General features: G+C 71.0%; 17 protein-coding genes. 9 read left to right on the top strand and 8 right to left on the bottom strand.

The genetic code is table 11. The features are described 5' to 3' along the window. The first annotated feature begins 6 nt into the window (after positions 1-6). The 3 genes from OG780_RS08745 to OG780_RS08735 all read left to right on the top strand — a co-directional run bounded on the left by OG780_RS08745 (position 7) and on the right by OG780_RS08735 (position 3,797). The gene (locus tag OG780_RS08745) at positions 7-1,713 is read left to right on the top strand and encodes a glycoside hydrolase family 6 protein (protein WP_328446322.1); all 1,707 of its coding nucleotides are present in this window, start codon (positions 7-9) and stop codon (positions 1,711-1,713) included. A 247-nt stretch (positions 1,714-1,960) separates the two neighbouring features. After that, complete coding sequence (locus OG780_RS08740) at positions 1,961-2,932, top strand: methyltransferase (RefSeq protein ID WP_328446319.1); 972 nt, start codon at positions 1,961-1,963, stop codon at positions 2,930-2,932. A gap of 163 nt (positions 2,933-3,095) precedes the next feature. Continuing rightward, positions 3,096-3,797, top strand: coding sequence for an SDR family oxidoreductase (locus OG780_RS08735; protein ID WP_328446317.1), 702 nt, complete (start codon positions 3,096-3,098; stop codon positions 3,795-3,797). A 42-nt stretch (positions 3,798-3,839) separates the two neighbouring features. Here the strand turns inward: OG780_RS08735 and OG780_RS08730 are convergent, their stop codons facing one another. The 4 genes from OG780_RS08730 to OG780_RS08715 form a co-directional block, all read right to left on the bottom strand. Beyond that, positions 3,840-4,535 carry a glycoside hydrolase family 75 protein gene (locus OG780_RS08730; RefSeq protein WP_328446315.1) on the bottom strand — a complete coding sequence of 232 codons (696 nt, stop codon included), beginning with the start codon at positions 4,533-4,535 and terminating at the stop codon, positions 3,840-3,842. Positions 4,536-4,736: 201 nt separating this feature from the next. Continuing rightward, positions 4,737-5,528, bottom strand: coding sequence for an aldo/keto reductase (locus tag OG780_RS08725; protein WP_328457991.1), 792 nt, complete (start codon positions 5,526-5,528; stop codon positions 4,737-4,739). 230 nt (positions 5,529-5,758) lie between these two features. Continuing rightward, positions 5,759-7,585, bottom strand: coding sequence for an AMP-dependent synthetase/ligase (locus OG780_RS08720; RefSeq protein WP_328446313.1), 1,827 nt, complete (start codon positions 7,583-7,585; stop codon positions 5,759-5,761). A gap of 414 nt (positions 7,586-7,999) precedes the next feature. After that, positions 8,000-8,872: a LysR substrate-binding domain-containing protein gene (locus tag OG780_RS08715; RefSeq protein WP_328446311.1), complete on the bottom strand. Its 873-nt coding sequence runs from the start codon at positions 8,870-8,872 to the stop codon at positions 8,000-8,002. 171 nt (positions 8,873-9,043) lie between these two features. Between OG780_RS08715 and OG780_RS08710 the strand changes: the two genes are divergently transcribed. Further along, complete coding sequence (locus OG780_RS08710; RefSeq protein ID WP_328457989.1) at positions 9,044-10,132, top strand: bile acid:sodium symporter family protein; 1,089 nt, start codon at positions 9,044-9,046, stop codon at positions 10,130-10,132. Here OG780_RS08710 and OG780_RS08705 read toward each other — a convergent pair. Further along, positions 10,129-12,057, bottom strand: a complete 1,929-nt coding sequence (locus tag OG780_RS08705; RefSeq protein ID WP_328446309.1) for a sialidase family protein — start codon at positions 12,055-12,057, stop codon at positions 10,129-10,131. The genes OG780_RS08710 and OG780_RS08705 overlap by 4 nt on opposite strands. A gap of 372 nt (positions 12,058-12,429) precedes the next feature. Here OG780_RS08705 and OG780_RS08700 point away from each other — a divergent pair, with 372 nt between their 5' ends. Beyond that, entirely contained in the window at positions 12,430-12,972 is a 543-nt protein-coding gene (locus tag OG780_RS08700; protein ID WP_328446307.1) for an isochorismatase family protein, read from the top strand. 132 nt (positions 12,973-13,104) lie between these two features. Here the strand turns inward: OG780_RS08700 and fdhD are convergent, their stop codons facing one another. Both fdhD and OG780_RS08690 read right to left on the bottom strand, forming a co-directional pair. Next, complete coding sequence (gene fdhD / locus OG780_RS08695) at positions 13,105-13,968, bottom strand: formate dehydrogenase accessory sulfurtransferase FdhD (protein WP_328446305.1); 864 nt, start codon at positions 13,966-13,968, stop codon at positions 13,105-13,107. 175 nt (positions 13,969-14,143) lie between these two features. Next, positions 14,144-15,115, bottom strand: coding sequence for a 2-dehydropantoate 2-reductase (locus tag OG780_RS08690; RefSeq protein WP_328446303.1), 972 nt, complete (start codon positions 15,113-15,115; stop codon positions 14,144-14,146). A 451-nt stretch (positions 15,116-15,566) separates the two neighbouring features. Between OG780_RS08690 and OG780_RS08685 the strand changes: the two genes are divergently transcribed. The 4 genes from OG780_RS08685 to OG780_RS08670 all read left to right on the top strand — a co-directional run bounded on the left by OG780_RS08685 (position 15,567) and on the right by OG780_RS08670 (position 18,959). Beyond that, positions 15,567-16,898, top strand: a complete 1,332-nt coding sequence (locus tag OG780_RS08685; protein WP_326784584.1) for an OFA family MFS transporter — start codon at positions 15,567-15,569, stop codon at positions 16,896-16,898. Beyond that, positions 16,867-17,001, top strand: a complete 135-nt coding sequence (locus tag OG780_RS08680; RefSeq protein WP_326784583.1) for an MFS transporter small subunit — start codon at positions 16,867-16,869, stop codon at positions 16,999-17,001. Before OG780_RS08685 ends, OG780_RS08680 begins: the two co-directional genes overlap by 32 nt. 136 nt (positions 17,002-17,137) lie before the next feature. After that, complete coding sequence (locus OG780_RS08675) at positions 17,138-18,085, top strand: beta-ketoacyl-ACP synthase III (RefSeq protein ID WP_328446301.1); 948 nt, start codon at positions 17,138-17,140, stop codon at positions 18,083-18,085. Positions 18,086-18,284: 199 nt separating this feature from the next. Beyond that, positions 18,285-18,959 carry a GntR family transcriptional regulator gene (locus tag OG780_RS08670; protein ID WP_326784581.1) on the top strand — a complete coding sequence of 225 codons (675 nt, stop codon included), beginning with the start codon at positions 18,285-18,287 and terminating at the stop codon, positions 18,957-18,959. 57 nt (positions 18,960-19,016) lie between these two features. Here OG780_RS08670 and OG780_RS08665 read toward each other — a convergent pair whose 3' ends face one another. Beyond that, complete coding sequence (locus OG780_RS08665; RefSeq protein WP_328446297.1) at positions 19,017-20,303, bottom strand: low temperature requirement protein A; 1,287 nt, start codon at positions 20,301-20,303, stop codon at positions 19,017-19,019. Positions 20,304-20,509: the final 206 nt, after the last annotated feature.

The raw sequence follows: 20,509 nt of genomic DNA, 5'->3' as shown, positions 1-20,509 counted from the left end.
CCGCACATGAGCCGTGCAAGAACAGCCGTTCTCGGGGCACTCGCCCTGATCGCCGCGGGGTCGGGCGGAGCCGCCGCGGCCGTCCCCGCCGACGTCGCCGCCATCCCCTGCACCGTCGACTACAAGGTGCAGAACCAGTGGGACACCGGCTTCACCGCCGCCGTCACCGTCACCAACAACGGCGCCGCCAAGTCCTCCTGGGCGGTCAAGTGGTCGTACGCCGGGAACCAGAAGGTCACTTCCGGCTGGAACGCGAAGATCACCCAGAGCGGGACGGCCGTGACCGCGGCCAATGAGACGTACAACGGGACACTGGCGAGCGGGAGTTCGGTGAGCTTCGGCTTCAACGGCTCCTACAGCGGCACCAACGCCCTGCCCACCACCTTCACGCTTGACGGCGTGACCTGCAACGTCGATGACGGAGGCGGCGGCGGAGGCGGCGGGGGAGGCGGCGGCACCGGAACCCGCGTCGACAACCCGTACTCCGGCGCCAAGGTGTACGTGAACCCGGAATGGTCGGCGAAGGCCGCCGCCGAGACCGGCGGCAGCCGGATCTCCAACCAGCCCACCGGCGTCTGGCTCGACCGCATCGCCGCGATCAACGGCTCGTCCACCAGCATGGGCCTGCGCGCCCACCTCGACGCGGCGCTCGCCCAGAAGGGCACCGGCGAAGAGGTCGTCCAACTGGTCGTCTACGACCTTCCCGGACGTGACTGCGCCGCTCTCGCCTCCAACGGCGAACTGGGCGCCACGGAGATCGACAAGTACAAGACACAGTTCATCGACCCGATCGCGGCGATCCTCTCCGACAGCAAGTACGCCTCGCTGCGCATCGTCACGACCATCGAGATCGACTCGCTGCCGAACCTCGTCACCAACACCGGCAGCCGCGCGACCGCCACGCCCGCGTGCGACACGATGCTCGCCAACGGCAACTACGTGAAGGGCGTCGGCTACGCGCTCGCCAAGCTCGGCGCGATCCCGAACGTCTACAACTACCTCGACGCCGGCCACCACGGATGGCTCGGCTGGGACGACAACTTCGCCCCCGCCGCCACCATCTTCAAGCAGGCGGCGACGGCCGAGGGCGCGACGGTCGACGACGTGGCGGGCTTCATCACCAACACGGCGAACTACAGCGCCCTCAAGGAGAACAACTTCACCATCAACGACACGGTGAACGGCACCTCGGTGCGCCAGTCCAAGTGGGTGGACTGGAACCGCTATGTCGACGAGCTGTCCTTCGCGCAGGCCTTCCGCACCCAGCTCGTCTCGGTCGGCTTCAACTCCGGCATCGGCATGCTGATCGACACCTCCAGGAACGGCTGGGGCGGAACCGCACGGCCCAGCGGCCCCGGCGCGACGACCAGCGTCGACACGTACGTCGACGGAGGGCGCTACGACCGCCGCATCCACATCGGCAACTGGTGCAACCAGTCGGGCGCGGGCCTCGGCGAGCGGCCGCAGGCCGCACCGGCGACCGGCATCGACGCCTATGTCTGGATGAAGCCTCCGGGCGAGTCCGACGGCTCCAGCACGGCGATCGCGAACGACGAGGGCAAGGGCTTCGACCGGATGTGCGACCCGACGTACACGGGCAACGCCCGCAACGGGAACAGCCTCTCCGGCGCGCTGCCGAACGCCCCGCTCTCCGGGCACTGGTTCTCCGCGCAGTTCCAGGAGCTCATGAAGAACGCGTACCCGGCACTGTGACCGGCTGACCGCGTGCGGTCCGCCAGGGGCCAGTTCCCCTTCCCCAGCCCCTGGCGGACCGCGAACCCCACCGCCGAGCGGTCCCCGTCGGCCCGCTTTGGCGCATGGGGCACCGCCGGAAGCGGCGGTGGCCGCGCCTCCGGACTTCCGGCGGCGCTCGCCCTTTTTTGCTGTTAGAGCAACACGACTGGCCGTTTCCGGGAGTGGCGGAGCAGGCTGTCCTCATCCCGAGAGAGAGGCTTGTCCCATGGCGCAGGACCACGACCACGACCACGGCAGCGGGCACGGCCCCGCGCACCACCAGGGCGGGGCGCACGATCACGGCCCGCACCACGGCTCCGCGCAGAGCCACGGGCACGGCGGCTCCCACGACCACACCCACATGGACTTCTCCCAGATGCTGCCCATGCTGGTGCAGGAGGCGGAGCTGTTCAGCCCGGCGTACAGCCAGGCGGCCGAGTGGTTGCGTGAGCAGCGGCCCGACCCCCGGCTGATCGTGGACGCGGGCAGCGGCCCCGGAGTCATCTCCGGCCTGTTCGCCGAGAAGTTCCCCGGTGCGCGGGTCGTCGCCGTGGACGGCGCCGAGACCCTGCTGACGGAGGCCCGCGCCCGTGCCGGGCGGCTCGGCTTCGCCGACCGGTTCAGCACGATCGAGGCCGAACTCTCCGAGGGCGTCGGTGACCTGGAGTACCCCGCGGACCTGTTGTGGGCCAGCAGGTCGCTGCACCATGTCGGCGACCAGCGGGCCGCCCTCACCGGCTTCGTCCGGAGCCTGGCCCCCGGCGGCACCCTCGCCCTGCTGGAGGGCGGCCTGCCGACGCGTTTCCTCCCGCGCGACACCGGCATCGGCCGGCCCGGCCTGGAGGCCCGCATCGACGCGGTGCACGACGAGTGGTTCACCCGTATGCGGGCCGAGCTGCCCGGATCGGTGGCGGAGACGGAGGACTGGCCCGCCCTGCTCAGCGCCGTCGGGCTGCGCCACACGGCGACCCGCACCTTCCTGCTCGATCTTCCCGCCCCGGTCTCGGACGAGGCCCGCGCCTTCGTCGTCACCGCTCTCACCCGCAGGCGGGAGGGTCTCGCCGAGGGGCTCGACGCCGAGGACCTCGCGGCGCTCGACCGGCTCCTCGACCCGGACGACAAGGCGAGCGTGCACCACCGCTCGGACGTGTTCATCCTGACGGCGATGACGGTGTACGTGGGGGTCAAGCCGGAGTAGTCCTCGGCGGTGTCCGTCGGGGCGGGCCGGCACGGTCCCGGTGACCGCCGTCCGCCGTGAGGGCGGCGGCGGACCTTGACATCGAGCGCGCTCCAAGTGATGAACTCCCGGAGTCCGAAGCGCAGTCGGCCCGCGCCGGGCCGGACACTCCTGGGGGTACGCCATGACCGATTCGCCTGTCGCGCTCATCACCGGAGGCGGAAGCGGCATCGGAGCCGCGGTCGCCCGCCGGCTGCTCGACGCCGGGCACCGGGTGGCCGTCACCGGTCGCGGAGAGGAGCGGCTGAACGCCTTCGCCGAGGAACTCGACCGCCCGGAAGGGCTGTTGACGATCGTCGGGCACGCGGCGGAGTACGACCAGGTGAGGGCCGCGGTCGAGGCGACGCTCAAGGAGTTCGGGCGGATCGACACCGTCGTCGCCAACGCGGGGTTCGCCACCCACGACACGGTCGCGGACGGCGACCCCGCCGGCTGGTCCGAGATGGTGCTGACCAATGTCCTGGGGCCCGCGCTGCTCATCAGGGCGTCCATCGACGCGCTGAAGGAGTCCCGCGGACGCATCGTCCTGATCGGCAGTGTCGCCGGGCATGTGAACACGCCCGGCAACATCTACGGCGCGACCAAGTGGGCGGTGACCGGGCTCGCCGAGAACACCAGGCGCCAGGTCACCGAGTACGGCGTGGGCGTGACGCTGGTCTCGCCCGGCCGCGTGGAGACCCCGTTCTGGGACAGCTACGGCAGCCTCCCGCCTGGGCAGCTCCTGACGGCGGACCAGCTCGCCGACTCGATCGTCTGGGCGGTCGGGCAGCCGCCGGGCGTCGACGTGAACACGGTCGTCGTCCGCCCGATCGGCCAGCCCGTCTGAGCCGTGCCCGGTGGGGCGCCGCGCGTCCCACCGGGCAGGTCCTCAGTTGTTGGCCAGGAACTGCCTGGCCAGCGAGTCCCCGAGCGACACGGCCGCGCTGTGGCTCTCGATGGGGGACACCTGCGAGTTCTTGAACAGGATGTACGTCACGCCCGAGTCGGTCCCGCCCGTCTCCGGGTCGGGGTCGATACCGAGCGCGCTCGCGGTGGCGTACGACGCCTCACCGATGATCTGCGTCGGACCGGTGTCGCCGACCACCGCGTACTCGACCTTGCCGTTGTAGATCACGGCGACCACGCCGCCACCCTTGATGCCCGAACTCGTGTACTTCCAGATGCTGCTGGTGCTCGGCACGACGACGTAGGGCAGCGAGTCGGCGCGCAGCGCCTGGCCGTTGGACTGGTGGAACGCCGTGTCGTCCTGGAACCAGGGGTCGGTGGAGCCGTTGCACTTGGCGGTGACCTGGCCGTCGCAGTCGATGTCCATGTCGGCCTTCCAGAACACGGCGCCGTTCTTGCCACAGACGGGGACGGTGGCCGAAGTCTCCTCGTCGGTCCTGTACTTGCCGCTCGATATCTGCGAGCAGGACGTCACCTTGGCGAGGAGAGCGGCCGCGCTGACCGAACCCTCCTGCGCCGAGCGGGGGTTGGCTGCGCCGGAGGCGCCGGCCGGGAGCGCGGCGACGGCGAGCAGCGCCGCTCCGACGGCCGCGGACAGGGTCAGTGTTCGAGTGCGCACTGTGGGGGACCCTTCTGTTAGGAAACTTTCCTTACCGGGTTGCCGTACAAAGTGGCCCCGCTTGCATGACCGCGTCAATACCTGTCCCCGGATTGGTCCGGTCCAAGGGCACGAAAAAGCCGCCGGCCCGGATGCGGTGAGCATCCGGGCCGGCGGCGTGCTGCCGGTCGGGCCGGTCGGCCCCGGAACGGTCGGGCCCGGTCAGCCGATGTCGAACGTGGCCGGGTCGGGACCCAGCCGGCGGTCCTCGTTCAGTGCCGAGATCGCCGCGATGTCCTCGGTGTCCAGGGAGAAGCCGAAGACGTCGATGTTCTCCTTGATCCGGGACGGGGTCACGGACTTCGGAATCACGACGTTGCCGAGCTGGAGGTGCCAGCGCAGGACGATCTGGGCCGGGGTGCGGCCGTGCTTCTGGGCGATGGCGATGATCGCCGGGACCTCCAGGAGGCCCTTGCCCTGGCCGAGCGGCGACCAGGCCTCGGTCGCGATGCCCTGCTCGGCGTGGAGCTCACGGGCCGCGCGCTGCTGGAGGTGCGGGTGCAGCTCGATCTGGTTGACGGCCGGGATGACGGACGTCTCCTCGATCAGCTTCGCCAGGTGCTCCGGCAGGAAGTTCGAGGTGCCGATGGCCTTGGCGCGGCCGTCGGCGTAGATCTTCTCGAAGGCCTTGAACGTGTCGACGTACGTGCCCTTGGACGGCGTCGGCCAGTGGATCAGATACAGGTCGACGTAGTCCAGGCCGAGCTTGTCCAGCGAGGTGTCGAAGGCGCGCAGGGCGGAGTCGTAACCCTGGTCGCTGTTCCAGAGCTTGGTGGTGACGAAGAGCTCCTCGCGGGCGATGCCGGAGGCGTTGACGGCCTTGCCGGTGCCCTCTTCGTTGCCGTAGATCGCCGCAGTGTCGATGCTGCGGTACCCGGACTCCAGCGCGGTGGCGACCGCCCGCTCCGCCTCGTCGTCCGGCACCTGCCAGACACCGAAGCCCAGCTGAGGCATCTCGACGCCGTTGTTCAGGATGATCGGGGGGACCTTGCTCACGAGCTCTCGATCCTTCAGTCGTCGGGTGGTGTTCGTATGGTCAACGATCACGGGCCGTGATGCATTCCTGACCGGGCTCCGGGCACGGAGAATCGAAGATTGGCTGAAATAGTCCGATCAATCACGCCGACGCTTGCGCCGGAGACCGATGCGGGCCTCCGCGCGCCCGCCCCGCGGTCCACCCGGGGTCACGTCCGGTAGAGCGCCTCGACCTCGGCCGAGTACGCCTTCTCGATCGCCTTGCGCTTCAGCTTCAGGGACGGCGTCAGCAGGCCGTGTTCCTCGGTGAACTGGTTGGCCAGTATCCGGAACGTGCGGATCGACTCGGCCTGCGATACCAGCGTGTTCGCGGCGACCACGGCGCGCCGCACCTCGGTCTCCAGATCCGGGTCGCGCACCAGATCGCCGGCGGACAGCGGAGGCTTGTCGCGCATGTGGAGCCAGTGCTCGACGGCCTCGGAGTCGAGGGTGACGAGCGCGGCGATGTAGGGCCGGTCGTTTCCGACCACTATGCACTGCGCGACCAGCGGATGGTCCCGCACCCGCTCCTCCAGCACGCCCGGCGAGACGCTCTTGCCGCCGGAGGTCACCAGGATCTCCTTCTTGCGGCCGGTGATCGTGAGATAGCCGTCCTCGTCCAGGGACCCGAGATCGCCGGTGGCAAGCCACCCGTCGTGCAGGGTGGCGTCGGTGGCCTTGTCGTTGTTCAGGTAGCCCTGGAACACGTTGCCGCCGTTCAGCCAGATCTCGCCGTCGTCCGCGATGTGCACGGTGGTGCCGGGGATCGCCTGCCCGACGGTGCCGAACCGGGTGAGCTCGGGCGGGTTGGCGGTGGCGGCGGCCGTGGACTCGGTGAGCCCGTACCCCTCGTAGATGGTGACACCCGCGCCCGCGAAGAACAGCCCGAGCCGCCGGTCCATCGCCGAACCGCCCGACATCGCGTGCCTGACCCGGCCGCCCATCGCGGCCCGCACCTTGGAGTAGACGAGCTTGTCGAAGACCTGGTGCTGCATGCGCAGGCTCGCCGAGGGGCCCGGACCGGTGCCCCACGCCTTGGACTCGACGGCGTCCGCGTAGCGCACGGCGATGTCCACGGCCTTCTCGAAGGGGGCGGACCTGCCCTCCTTCTCGGCCTTGCGGCGCGCGGCGTTGAAGACCTTCTCGAAGATGTACGGCACGGCCAGGAAGAAGGTGGGCCGGAAGGCGGCGAGGTCCGGCAGCAGCGCGGACGCGTTGAGCTGGGGCTGGTGCCCGAACTTGACCCGCCCGCGGAACGCGGCGATCTGCACCATCCGCCCGAAGACGTGCGCGAGCGGCAGGAACAGCAGGGTGGTCGCCTCGTCGCCGCGCTTGGAGTGGAACACGGGTTCCCAGCGCTCGATGACGGTGTCCGCCTCGAACATGAAGTTCGCGTGCGAGATGACACAGCCCTTGGGACGTCCTGTCGTGCCGGAGGTGTAGATGATCGTCGCGACGGACGCGGGGGTGACCGCGCGACGGTGCCGGTGGACCACCTCGTCGTCGATGTGCGCACCCGCCTCGTACAGCTCGTGCACCGCGCCCACGTCGAGCTGCCACAGCTTGTGCAGCTGGGGCAGCCGGTCGACGACCGTGGCGATGGTCATCGCGTGGTCCTCGTGCTCCACCATGACCGCCGACACCTGCGCGTCGTGCAGCATCCAGAAGACCTGCTCGGCCGAGGAGGTGGGGTAGATGGGCACGACCTGGGCGCCGATCGTCCACAGGGCGAAGTCGAACAGGGTCCACTCGTAGCGGGTGCGGCACATGATGGCGACCCGGTCGCCGAAGCGGATGCCCTGGGACAGCATGCCCTTGGCCAGCGCCAGGACCTCGTCCCGGAACTCGGCCGAGGTGACGTCGCGCCACTGTCCCTGCTCGTCCTTGCGGCCGAGGGCGACGTGGAGCGGGTCCACCTGGGCATACTCGAACACGGCGTCGGCCAGGCCGCCCACCGGCGGCGCCGACGCCAACGGGGGGTTGGTGAACTCGCGCAATACCGCTCCTCGTGGCCTCCGCACAGCGCCGTGAAAGCTACCCCACCACGCGAGCGGGCGGGAGGGGCATCGAACCGCCGACGGGTGCGGCGTCCGCACAGGTCAGCCACGGAAATGCCGCACAAGGGGAAGGGTCGGACAGAATCCCTTACGGTTCCGTAGGTTTCGAGTCCGTAATCTCCACGGAATCGCTACGTCCGCGAACGGGGATCCGGCGTCACGGAGCGTCGATTCGGAATGTCCGGTTCCGGGCTGTCGGACAGCCGGGATCGAGTGATCCGGGCCGCCGGAACCGGGCGATCCAGCCTCCCGGGGGCGGGGCACGTACAGGCCCTGCCGCACGCTCGGTTCCGCCGCACGCCGCACGTCGACGCCGGAGCCCACCCGGCCGCGCGGGCCGGGCGACCGGTGCTCCTAGTGCCGCTGCCCCCGATGCAGCCGGTCCCCGCCCGCGAGGATCGCCGTGGCGAGCGCGTCCGCGGCGTCCTGCGCGGACGGCCGCCGCCGGCCGTGCACCAGTACGAAGTCGACCTCGCCGAGCTCCGGGAGTCCCGCCCGCTCCGGTACCCGGACCAGGCCGGGCGGCACCAGCCCCCGCGAGTGGGCCATCACGCCGAGGCCCGCGCGGGCCGCCGCGATGAGACCGTTGAGGCTGCCGCTGGTGCAGGCGACGCGCCACGGCCGGCCCTGGCGCTCCAGCGCTTCGAGGGCGAGTGCGCGGGTGATGCCCGGGGGCGGGTAGACGATCAGCGGGACCGGGCGGTCCGGGTTGAGCCGAAGCCGCTGGGCGCCGATCCACACGAGACGGTCGTGCCAGACGAGCTCGCCGCGCGGGTCCTCGGGCCGCCGCTTCGCCAGCACCAGATCGAGATGCCCGGCGGCGAGCTGTTCGTGGAGGGTGCCGGACAACTCGACCGTCAGCTCCAGGTCCACCTCGGGGTGGTCGGTCCTGAACCCCTCCAGGATCTCCGGCAGCCGGGTCAGCACGAAGTCCTCGGACGCGCCGAAGCGCAGCCGGCCCCGCAGCCGGGTCCCCGTGAAGAACGCCGTCGCCTGTTCCTGCACCTCCAGGATCCGCCGCGCGAACCCGAGCATCGCCTCACCGTCCTCGGTGAGCTCCACGGAGTGGGTGTCGCGGGAGAAGAACTGACGTCCGGCGGCGTCCTCCAGCCGGCGCACGTGCTGGCTGACCGTGGACTGGCGCACCCCCAGCCGCCTGGCGGCCTGGGTGAAGCTCAGCGTCTGGGCCACCGCCAGGAACGTACGCAGCTGGGAAGGGTCGTACACGGCTCCACGTTATCGCGATACGTGATGACAGTCAGAGCGGTATGACGGATTCCCGATCGCGCCCCGGAAGGGGACGATGGAGAGGGCACGATCCGCCGATGACGATCACCCGCACCGAACCGAGCAACCGAGCAGTGGAGCACCGTGAAACGCCTGAAGTGGCCGAGCTGGATGCCGGTCGACCCCTACATCCTGCTGCTGCTCGGGACCGTCGGTCTCGCCGCCCTGTTCCCGGCGAGCGGCGGGGCGGCGGATGTCGCCTCGGGCGCGTCCACGGCGGCCATCGCCTTCCTCTTCTTCCTGTACGGCGCACGCCTGTCCACCCGTGAGGCGATGGACGGCCTCAAACACTGGCGGCTGCACGGTACGGTCCTGATCTGCACCTTCGTGGCGTTCCCGCTGCTCGGCCTCGCCGCCCGCGGCCTGGAGCCGGTCTTCCTGACCCACGACCTCTACACCGGCCTCCTCTTCCTCACGCTCGTCCCCTCGACCATCCAGTCGTCGATCGCCTTCACCTCGATCGCCCGCGGCAACGTGCCCGCCGCCATCTGCGCGGGCTCCTTCTCGTCGCTCGCGGGCATCGTCATCACCCCGCTGCTCGCCGCCCTCCTCCTCGGCAGCAGCGGCGGCGGCTTCTCCACGGACTCGGTCGTCAGGATCGTGCTGCAACTGCTGGTGCCGTTCATGGCCGGACAACTGCTGCGCCCGTGGATCGGCGGTTTCATCACCCGCCACAAGAAGGTCCTCGGCTACGTCGACCGCGGATCCATCCTGCTCGTCGTGTACACCGCGTTCAGCGAGGGCATGGTGCAGGGCATCTGGAGCCAGGTCAGCGCCGTGCGGCTGGCGGGACTCCTCGTCGTCGAGGCACTGCTGCTCGGCGTCATGCTCCTTCTGACCTGGTACGGCGCGAAGGCTCTGCGCTTCAACCGGGAGGACCGGATCGCCATCCAGTTCGCCGGGTCCAAGAAGTCGCTGGCCTCGGGCCTGCCCATGGCCGGTGTCCTGTTCGGCGCGCACGCCTCCCTCGCCGTGCTCCCGCTGATGCTCTTCCACCAGATGCAGCTCATGGTGTGCGCGGTGATCGCCAAACGCCGGGCCCGTGATCCCGAGGTGAGCGCCCGGCCCGGCCCGGACGAGCCGTCCGGTACCGGGGGAGCGACGGGCACCGGTGGCACGGCCGGAGGAGCGGGCCGCGCCACCGGCTCGGCCCGCTCCTCCGGGTCCCTGCTCTCCCCGGTCGCGACGACGGGACGCTAGCCCCTGTCCGACCGCGGGTGGGCAGGGGCTGGGTGAGGGGCCTGGTGGTCCCCGCTCACCCGGTCCAGGGGGAGCCACAGGACGGTGTCCCGGGTCACCTTCCGCGAGGGCGGCACCGACAGTTCCTCATCGCTCAACGCGCGGTCGTAGACCCGCACCTCGTCGATCGCCCCGGTGAAGTAGGCCCGGCTGTCCATCCGTTGGCCGATGTGCACGCCGAACGGCGAGTTCCGGCTCACCGATCCGGGAACGTCCGCCGTACTGACGGTCGTCCCGTCGATGAACAGGCTGAGCTGCCCCCCGCCGCGGCGCAGCGCCAGATGGTGCCACTGGCCGTCGTTGAAGGAGCTCGTGGTGCGGACGAACGCCGTGGCCGGGGGCGACGCGCCGTTCCTGGTCGTGATGAGTCCGGTGATCCGGCCGGACGCGGGCTCCCCGCGCAGCCACACCTGGGGCTGGCTCGTACCGATCCCGCCCATCCACAGCAGGGGCTGCTCACCGCTGGTGGCCGTGTAGCGGAACCACAGGGACGCGGTGAAGTCCTTCGTCCCCAGCGGCAGCCGGTCCTGATACGGCAGTCGTACGGCGTCGTCGGTGCCGTCGAACTCCAGCCCGCCCCCGAGCACGCACGCGGTCTCGCTCGCGCCGCCGAGGACCGCCGCCCGCCGGGTGAGCGGAGCGAGGTCGGCCGTCGTCGGGTCGGGGCCCCGGCGCGGCCGGAGCCAGTCCTCGGTGAAGCGGGCGAAGCGGATCTCGTCGCGGGCGTCGACCGCGCCGCCCTCGTACATCAGGCCCACGGTGTCGCCGTCGACACCCACCAGGTCGGAGTAGCCGGACCAGTCGGTGGTGACGACCGTCCCGCGGTCCACGCTGTCCCAGGTGCGTCCGCCGTCGTAGGAGGAGCGGACCGTCATGGTGCGGCGGCGGTCCGGGTCGGCGGGGCAGGAGAGCAGGATCCGGTCCCCGAAGCGCAGCGTCGAGCCCTGTACCTGGGGCGCGTAGAGGTCCGGGACGTCACGGAAGGGGGACACGAAGCTGTCGCCGCCGTCCCGGCTGACCGCCTGGGTACGGTGGCCGAGGTCGGTCCCGTCCTGCTCGCGGCCGCTGACCAGGAGCGATCCGTCGGTGCGCTCGGTGAGGGTCATCTCGGACGGCTTCTGCCGGAAGGTGCCGTCGGCCGCGATCGGCCAGGAGTCGCTCGCCCCGATGTCCCAGTGGTCGCCGCCGTCGTCACTGGTGATCAGAGCGGCGTTGTTGGCGGTGACCCGGCCGCCGTCCCAGGTCTCGGTGTTGACGGCGAACACGAGCCGTCCCGCGTGCCGGCCGCGGGTGAGCTGGACGCCGTGCACTGGACCGGTGGCGTACCAGGAGTTCCAGCTCGCGGGCAGGATCTCGGAGCTGAGATCGCGCGGCTGCGACCAGCTCAGACCGTCGTCGTCGCTGTACTGGAGGTGCGGGGTGCGGTCGCAGGGCACCGAGCAGCTCGCGCTGTCCGTACGGCCCGTGTTGTACGTCTCCGCCAGTACGATCCGGCCGGTCTCGCGGTCCACGATCGGTGTGGGGTTGCCGTGGGTGTCCCCGTTCCCTTCGTTGACGACCTGGAGCGGGCTCCAGGTACGGCCGCCGTCGGTGGAGCGCTTCACGACGATGTCGATGTCGGCCGCGTCACCGCAGTTCAGGACGCGTCCCTCGGCGAACGCCAGCAGCGTCCCCGCGGTCGTCCGGACGACCGCGGGGATACGGAAGCAGGCATAGCCCGGATCCTGGGAGGCCTTGAACAGCACCTGCTGCTCGAACTCGCCTCCGGCGGCGGCTGGTTCGGCCCGCGCCGTGCCCGGGAGCACGACCAGGGCGGCGATGCTGAAGGCGGAGGTCAGGGCGGCTGTGAGGCGGGCCCGGGAACGGGGTCCGGGCTGGGCGCCCAAGAAGGGTCCGGTGCGGGTGCGGGTACGCGGGCCGGGGCCCGGCCGGGCGGAGGGGGCGGGGCGTGGACGGGTACGGGAGCGGCGTCCGGGGAGGGCTGCGAGGACGGATCTCAGACGGGTGGCGAGGCGTGACGGCATGGTGCGACCTGCCCTTCGTACGGCGGCTGGGCAATCCGGATCCTCCGGACATCCCACGTCCAACGTTCGCGCCGCAGAGGCTACTTGGGCCCTCATGCACCCCACAAGGAGCAGGTACCGGTCGTGTTCACGCCAGAATTTGCGTGCCTGTGCGTCCGCTCGGCGAGGAGCAGTTCACGGGCTTGTCGACCCGGATTTCCGGTACGGACGGCTGATGCGGGCTAACGTTCCGTCATGACCGCACCCGAAACCGAACCCCGCCTCGCCCTCGACCCGGCGCGCACCGCACTCGTGCTCGTCGATCTGATGGAGCGCATCGTGGCGTTGCCCCTGGAGCCGCACAAGGGGACCGAAGTTCTCGCCACCGCCGAGGAGTTGGCGGAAACCTTCCGAAAGGCGGGCGCGCTTGTCGTGCTCATCCGGGTCGAGCGGTCCGGAGTCGCGGAGCAGCCGCCCGGGAGCGGACTGGTCGCCGGACTCGTCGCGGAGGGTGACCTGGAGATCGTGAAGCGGACCATCGGCGGGTTCCAGGGCACCGGCCTCGACGAGCGTCTGCGCGAACACGGCGTCTCCACGCTGGTGTTCGGCGGAATCGCCACCAACCTCGGGGTCGAGTCGACCGCTCGCGCCGCCGGGGATCTCGGCTACGACCTCGTCTTCGTCGAGGACGCGATGGCCGCGTTCACCGCCTCCGAGCACGACGCCTCCGTCCGTCTGGACTTCCCGCGCCTCGGCACGGTCGTGACCGCCGGTGAGGTGCGCTTCTCGGTCCGGTGAACCCCGGGTACGGGTGAAACCCGTCGCGTACGGCGCCGGCGGTGCTGATCCGGGCCGAGGCGGGGCCCCCTCCGGCGCAGGGGGCGCTCCCCGCCGTTCGGGGCCCCGCCGCCGTGTCGCGGGGAGCCGGGGTCAGCCCTGGCCGGCCGTGGCCCGCAGGGCGACGCGGTGCTCGCCCGCGTACACGTTCATGTTGGCGCCGCGCAGGAAGCCGATCAGCGTCAGGCCGGTCTCCGCCGCCAGGTCGACGGCCAGGGACGACGGGGCGGAGACGGCCGCCAGCATCGGGATACCCGCCATCACCGCCTTCTGCGCCAGCTCGAAGGACGCCCGGCCGGAGACCAGCAGGACCGTCCGGGCGAGCGGGAGCGTGCCGTTCTGCAGGGCGCGGCCGACCAGCTTGTCGACCGCGTTGTGCCGGCCCACGTCCTCGCGGATGTCGACCAGCTCGCCGTCCTCGGTGAACAGCGCCGCCGCGTGCAGGCCCCCGGTCCGGTCGAAGACCCGCTGGGCCGCGCGCAGCCGGTCGGGGAGGCTCGCGAGCAGGTCGGGTTCCAGCCGCACCGGGGGAGTCGTGCCGCCCGCCGTGTCGTCGATGGTCCAGCGGGCTGTCGTACGGACCGCGTCCAGGCTCGCCTTGCCGCACAGGCCGCACGAGGACGTCGTGTACACATTGCGTTCGAGCGTGATGTCGGGGACGACGACACCGGGCGCTGTCCGCACGTCGACGATGTTGTACGTGTTGGAGCCGTCCTCCGTGGCTCCCGCGCAGTACACGATGTTCTGGAGCTCGTCGGCCAGGCCCAGCACCCCTTCGCTGACCAGGAAGCCCGCGGCCAGTGCGAAGTCGTCGCCCGGGGTGCGCATGGTGATCGCCAGGGGCTTTCCGTTGAGCCGGATCTCCAGCGGCTCCTCCGCGACGAGCGTGTCCGGGCGGGAGCTCACGGCTCCGTTCCGGACGCGGATCACCTTGCGTCGTTCCGTGACTCGTCCCATGTCCTGATCAGTCCCGCTTCCGTACGTGCGGCCGGCCGGATCGGCTGTTGCGATCGCCGGTTGGCGTTCGGGTCGTCCGGGGGCGTGCCGTAAGGGCGACCTTCACGTTCTCATTGTCCTGCACCCGCGGAGCGGGCCGCGGGGTGCCTTGCCGGGCGGGCGGCCCGCTCCGCGCTCATGCCGCGGTCCGCAGCGCGAGCAGATCCGAGATGGCGTGCACGGTGCGCAGGGTCGGGACCGGCACCCCGGTGATCTCCGCCAGTTCCACGACGGCCGCGAGCAGCACGTCGAGTTCCAGCGGCTTGCCGCGTTCCAGGTCCTGGAGCGTGGAGGTGCGGTGGTCGCCGACCCGCTCGGCACCCGCGAGGCGCCGCTCGATGGACACCCCCACCTCGCAGCCGAGGGCCTGCGCGACGGTGAGCGTCTCGGTCATCATGATCTCGATGACCCTGCGGGTCCCGCCGTGCAGGCACATCTGCCGCATCGTGGCGCGGGCCAGCGCGCTGATCGGGTTGAAGGAGATGTTGCCGAGCAGCTTGAGCCAGATGTCGTTGCGCAGGTCAGGTTCGACCGGGCATTTCAGCCCGCCCTCCCGCATGGCGTCGCTGAACGACCGGGAGCGCGCCGAGACGGACCGGTCCGGTTCCCCGAGGGAGAACCGGGTGCCTTCGAGGTGGCGGACGACGCCCGGTCCCTCCAGTTCGGTCGCGGCGTACACGACGCACCCGACGGCCCGTTCCGGGGCCAGCACCGTGCTGACCGCGCCGCCCGGGTCCACGCTCTCCACCCGGTGGCCGTCCCAGGGTCCGCCGTGCCGGTGGAAGTACCACCAGGGAATGCCGTTCTGGGCGGCGACGACCGCCGTGGTGTCGTGCAGCAGGGGCTCGATCAGCGGCCCGCACGCCGCGTACGAGTTGGCCTTCAGACCGAGGAAGACGTAGTCGACCGGACCGATCTCGGCCGGGTCGTCGGTGGCGTGGGCGTGCGCGGTGAAGTCACCGCGTGGACTGAGGACTTGGACGCCGTGCTGCCTCATGGCCGCGAGATGCGGTCCACGGGCGACGAGATGCACGTCGGCGCCCGCGCGGTGCAGAGCGGCGCCGACGTAGGCGCCGATCGCACCGGCGCCGAGAACTGCGACTCTCACTGTGTGGCGCTCCGTTCGGTCGAGGGTACCGAGGAACTGCCGAACTCTGTCGACGAAATATTGTCTACAGGATGGAATGGAGGGCGACAAGGGGCCGGACCGGGCCGGACCGGACCCGATGCCCCCGTGGCCGCCGCCGCGGGTGGAGCGGCGGAGCGAGGCGGGCGGGCAGCCGGGGTGGCGCGGGCGGGCCGGCGAGGCGGGCGGAACGCCGGGGCGATGCGGCCGGGCTGCGAGGCGGTACGGGCGGACCGATGGGCGGTAGGGGTGGACCGGTGGGGTGGTGCGGGCGGGCCGGTGGGGTGACCGCTGCCCGGTCGGGCCCGGGTGGCCGCCGGTGCCCGGTCGGGTGACCGTTCGTCGCGTCAGGGATACCGCTCATCGCATACGGTCGACGGGTTTTGGTCGGGCCGCTTCACAGCCGGGCGACCGCTTTCTATCGTCCCGGATCATGAGCCCTCCTGTCGCACCCCCCGGTTGGAGCCGCTGGCTCGTCCCGCCGGCCGCCCTGTCGGTCCATCTCTCCATAGGCCAGGCCTACGCCTGGAGCGTCTTCAAGCCGCCGCTCGAATCCGCGCTGGGTCTCAGCGGAACCCAGAGCGCCCTGCCCTTCCAGCTCGCCATCGTGATGCTCGGCCTGTCGGCCGCGTTCGGCGGCACCCTCGTCGAGCGCAACGGTCCGCGCTGGGCCATGACCGTCGCCCTCGTCTGCTTCTCCTCCGGCTTCCTCATCTCCGCGCTCGGCGCGGCCACCGAGCAGTACTGGCTGATCGTCCTCGGCTACGGCTTCGTCGGCGGCACCGGCCTCGGCATCGGCTACATCTCACCCGTCTCCACCCTGATCAAGTGGTTCCCGGACAGGCCCGGAATGGCCACCGGCATCGCGATCATGGGCTTCGGCGGCGGCGCGCTGATCGCCTCGCCCTGGTCCGCCCAGATGCTGAAGTCGTTCGGCTCCGACTCCTCCGGGATCGCGGTCGCCTTCCTCGTGCACGGGCTGACGTATGCCGTGTTCATGAGCCTCGGCGTGCTGCTGGTGCGCGTGCCGCGCGGCGAGAAGCCGTCCCCGTCCGCTCCGAGCGCGCTCGACGGAGTCCAGGTCTCGGCCCGCAACGCCGTCCGCACCCCGCAGTTCTGGTGCCTGTGGGTCGTCCTGTGCATGAACGTCACCGCCGGCATCGGCATCCTGGAGAAGGCCGCCCCGATGATCACGGACTTCTTCGCGGACACCTCCACCCCGGTCACCGTCTCCGCCGCCGCCGGGTTCGTCGCCCTGCTCTCCGCCGCCAACATGGCCGGCCGGATCGGCTGGTCCTCGACCTCCGACCTGATCGGACGCAAGAACATCTACCGGGTCTACCTCGGGGTCGGCGCCCTGATGTACGCGCTCATCGCCTGGTTCGGAGACTCCTCGAAACCGCTGTTCATCCTGAGCGCGCTGGTGATCCTCTCCTTCTACGGCGGAGGCTTCGCCACGGTCCCCGCGTATCTGAAGGACCTGTTCGGCACCTACCAGGTCGGCGCCATCCACGGCAGGCTGCTCACCGCCTGGTCCACCGCCGGCGTCCTCGGACCGCTGATCGTGAACCGGATCGCCGACCACCAGGAGGCGGCGGGCAGGCACGGCTCGTCCCTGTACGGAATGTCGTTCCTGATCATGATCGGGCTGCTCGCCGTCGGCTTCGTCGCCAACGAGCTCGTACGCCCCGTGGACGCCCGCCACCACATCCCCGCACCGAGGGAGGCCGCCGATGTCGCACGACAGCAGCCCGAGTCCGCCTGACCGGCGAGCCCTGACCGCCTTCGCCTGGCTGTGGGTGGGCGCGCCCCTGTGCTACGGCGTCTACGAGCTCGTACAGAAGGCCACCCAACTGTTCTCGGGGTAGGTGTTCGGACGTCCCAAGGTCTGACAGAAGCCGACAAGCCTGGCGCCGCAATCCTGTGGCTTCACCTGCCGCCGTACTCGTGAGTCATTGATCAGACTGGTGGATCCCGCTACACGAAGCACGAGGGGGACCACTCATGAACGGCTCACGGATCGCCGCCGTCGGTCATTATCAGCCCGCCAAGGTACTCACCAACGAGGACCTGGCGGGCATGGTCGACACCAGTGACGAGTGGATCCGGAGCCGTGTCGGCATCCGGACCCGCCATGTCGCAGGGCCCGACGAACCGGTCGACGAGCTGGCCGCGCACGCCGCCGCCAAGGCGCTCGCCTCCGCCGGTCTGACGCCCGGCGACATCGACCTCGTCCTCGTCGCCACCTCCACGGCCGTCGACCGCTCCCCGAACATGGCCGCGCGCGTCGCCGCCCGCCTCGGTATCCCCTCGCCGGCCGCGATGGACGTCAACGTGGTCTGCGCCGGGTTCACCCACGCCCTCGCCACCGCGGACCACACCGTGCGCGCCGGTGCCGCGACCCGGGCGCTCGTCATCGGTGCCGACAAGATGACCGAGGTGGCGGACTGGACCGACCGCACCACGTGCGTCCTCGTCGGGGACGGGGCGGGGGCCGCCGTGGTCGAGGCCTGTCCCGCGGACGAGGAGCCCGGCATCGGGCCGGTGCTCTGGGGGTCGGTGCCCGAGATGGGGCACGCGGTGCGCATCGAGGGCACCCCCTCGCGGTTCGCGCAGGAGGGGCAGAGCGTCTACCGCTGGGCCACCACACAGCTCCCGCCGCTCGCCCGCAAGGCCTGCGAGCGGGCCGGCCTCGTGCCCGAGGATCTCGCCGGGGTCGTCCTGCATCAGGCCAACCTGCGCATCATCGAGCCGCTCGCCCTGAAGATCGGCGCGGTCAACGCCGTCGTCGCGCGGGATGTCGTCGACTCCGGGAACACCTCCGCCGCGAGCATCCCGCTCGCCTTCTCCAAGCTCGTCGAGCGCGGAGAGATCTCCACCGGCGACCCGGTCCTGCTGTTCGGCTTCGGCGGCAACCTCTCCTACGCGGGGCAGGTCGTCCGCTGCCCGTGAGGCGGCCCGGGCTGTCCGTGAGGCGGCCCGAGTCGTCCGTGAGGTGGCCCGAGCTGTCCGTACGGCCCCTGCTTCCCCGGGTGTGACAAGCCCAACTCCCGTGCCTGTGACGGGTTTGTGCGCCGTAGACTGTAGGCGAAAGACAATTGATAATCGACTTTCCTATCGCGGCGACGACGCTGCCCAGGGAGGGACCGTGATGTTGTCGACAGGCCTGCCTCAGGGAGCGGTACCCAAGCTCGAGCGGCCCGGCCCGCTCCGTGACCGCGTCTACGAGGCGCTGCTCGAACTCATCACCACCCGCGCCCTCCAGCCGGGCCAGCACCTGGTCGAGAGCGAACTCGCCGGTCATCTCGGAGTCTCCCGGCAGCCGGTGCGGGAGGCTCTGCAGCGGCTGAGCACCGAGGGCTGGGTCGATCTGCGGCCCGCCCAGGGCGCGTTCGTGCACGAGCCGACCGAGGCGGAGGCCGACCAGCTCCTCACGGTCCGTACGCTCCTGGAGGCCGAGGCGGCCCGGCTCGCCGCCGCCAACGCGGATCCCGCCGCCATCAGCGCGCTCGAAGACCTGTGCACCGAGGGCGAACGGGCGGTCGCCGAGGACGACGTCGACGCCGCGGTCGCGACGAACGCGCGGCTGCACGCCAAGGTCATGGAACTCGCCGGCAACACCGTCCTCGCCGAGCTCGCCGCACAGGTCGACCGCCGGGTCCGCTGGTACTACACACCGGTGGCCCGGCAGCGCGGGCGGCAGTCCTGGATCGAACACCGCGAACTGATCGCCGCGATGGCGGAGCGCGACGGACAGCGGGCCACCGCGGTCATGCGGGCGCACACGGAGCACACGCGGCAGATGTACCACGACCGCGAGAAGTAGCAGGACGGCGGACGCCGCCGGCTCCGCCGGTCGGTCGGCGGATGCCGTCTCCCACCGTCAGGCGGCGGGCGCCGTCACCGTGCGGGGGCCGGTGCCGGAGGGCGACCAGCGTGCCTCCGCGCCGAGCATCACCACCAACACGGCCACCAGCGCCAGCAGTTCGACGACCGCCGAGAACCGGACGCCGAGCAGCGCCGTGGCCCCCGCGACGGGTACCGCGACCGCGCGGAACGTCACCGGCCACAGCCGCAGCACCGAGCGGAACGCCACGTCCCCCGCGAGGAACAGCGCGACCCCGCCCGCCAGCGTCAGCGCGGGACCGGTATGCGACGGCTCGGCGAGATGGCCGAGCGCCTTCTTCACCCCGGTGGCGCAGTAGGCGATGCCGAGCAGCATGGGCAGAAAGGCGTAGTAGTACGCGTTCATCGCCAGGCGCCAGCGACGGTCCGGCGGCGTCGCCGTGAACGCGGCCTCCGCCGCGTGCTCGTCGCGGACGAAGTACGTCCACCACAGGGCGCCGGCCAGCGCGAGCGCGAGGAAGGCGCCCACGAACAGATCCGCGGTGAGCGGCCGGCTCCCGATCCCGATGCCGATCGCGATGACGGACTCGCCGAACGCGACGATGAGCAGCAGCCCGTGCCGCTCGACGAAGTGGGCCGGGTCGAGCGCCCCCAACTGGGAGCGCAGCACGGCGGCTTCGCGCCCGCCCCGGCGCCGCGGACCGTGTTCGGCGAAGAACGGCGTGACGAACTGCAGGACCAGCGCCAGCAGCCACAGCCCGTCGGCGCGCAGTCCGTCGAACAGCCCCGCCGCCGTGACGGCCAGCGCGGCCAGCGAGTTCGGCACCGCGTACCAGATGACGTCGCGGCCGTGGCTGCGGGTGTAGAGCGCGCTGTGCACGAGGACGACGGCCAGGAAGCCCAGGCCGAAGACCACGCCGCCGTCGTCGAAGGCGCTCGGGACGGCCAGGGCGCACACCAGGAACGCACCCATGCCCAGCAACAGCAGGATCCGCCGTGAAGGCCGGTCGGGCGGAACCTGGTTGGTGAGATACGCGTAGGCGCCGTACATCCAGAACAGCACCATGAAGATCAGCGCGACGCGGGCCGCCGTCGCGAAGGACAGGTCGGAGGCGAGCAGCACGGTGAGCTGAGTGAGGGTGAAGACGAAGACGAGGTCGAAGAAGAGCTCCAGCGTGCTGACCCGCCGCCCCGCCCCGTCGCTCACCGCGTGCCCGGTCCGGTGTGCCGCCGGATCCCCCGCCCCGTCGCTCACCCCGCCCGCCGGCGGCCTTGCCGGTTCGTCCACCGACGTGTGCCCCGCCTCGTTCCCTGCCCTGTTCATGCGTCCCCCCGCGACAGATGTTCTGCGGAGATCGTATGCGGCCGCCCCGCCGGAGGGCTCGGTCCTCGGCCCGCCGGTCCTCCTTTGTCCTGCGAGTGGAGAAAGTGTGCTGCAATCCGTGCACGACTTCTTCCAACTCCCGGCAGCCACTGCTACGTTCCCCTCGAAAGCGCGACCGGTGACGGTGGCCGGAACCTGACCGACGC

Origin of the sequence: Streptomyces sp. NBC_00386, assembly GCF_036063235.1 — a bacterium.
Taxonomy (GTDB): Bacteria; Actinomycetota; Actinomycetes; order Streptomycetales; family Streptomycetaceae; genus Streptomyces.
Note: the sequence above shows the minus strand (reverse complement) of the source record. Positions and strands in the feature narration are given on the sequence as shown.

Bases quoted from the DNA above. Each gene is read 5' to 3' on its own strand.
- OG780_RS08745 (WP_328446322.1), top strand. From the start codon at position 7: ATGAGCCGTGCAAGAACAGCCGTTCTCGGGGCACTCGCCCTGATCGCC.
- OG780_RS08740 (WP_328446319.1), top strand. From the start codon at position 1,961: ATGGCGCAGGACCACGACCACGACCACGGCAGCGGGCACGGCCCCGCG.
- OG780_RS08735 (WP_328446317.1), top strand. From the start codon at position 3,096: ATGACCGATTCGCCTGTCGCGCTCATCACCGGAGGCGGAAGCGGCATC.
- OG780_RS08725 (WP_328457991.1), bottom strand. From the start codon at position 5,528: ATGCCTCAGCTGGGCTTCGGTGTCTGGCAGGTGCCGGACGACGAGGCG.
- OG780_RS08710 (WP_328457989.1), top strand. From the start codon at position 9,044: ATGCCGGTCGACCCCTACATCCTGCTGCTGCTCGGGACCGTCGGTCTC.
- OG780_RS08700 (WP_328446307.1), top strand. From the start codon at position 12,430: ATGACCGCACCCGAAACCGAACCCCGCCTCGCCCTCGACCCGGCGCGC.
- fdhD (WP_328446305.1), bottom strand. From the start codon at position 13,968: ATGGGACGAGTCACGGAACGACGCAAGGTGATCCGCGTCCGGAACGGA.
- OG780_RS08685 (WP_326784584.1), top strand. From the start codon at position 15,567: ATGAGCCCTCCTGTCGCACCCCCCGGTTGGAGCCGCTGGCTCGTCCCG.
- OG780_RS08680 (WP_326784583.1), top strand. From the start codon at position 16,867: ATGTCGCACGACAGCAGCCCGAGTCCGCCTGACCGGCGAGCCCTGACC.
- OG780_RS08675 (WP_328446301.1), top strand. From the start codon at position 17,138: ATGAACGGCTCACGGATCGCCGCCGTCGGTCATTATCAGCCCGCCAAG.
- OG780_RS08670 (WP_326784581.1), top strand. From the start codon at position 18,285: ATGTTGTCGACAGGCCTGCCTCAGGGAGCGGTACCCAAGCTCGAGCGG.
- OG780_RS08665 (WP_328446297.1), bottom strand. From the start codon at position 20,303: ATGAACAGGGCAGGGAACGAGGCGGGGCACACGTCGGTGGACGAACCG.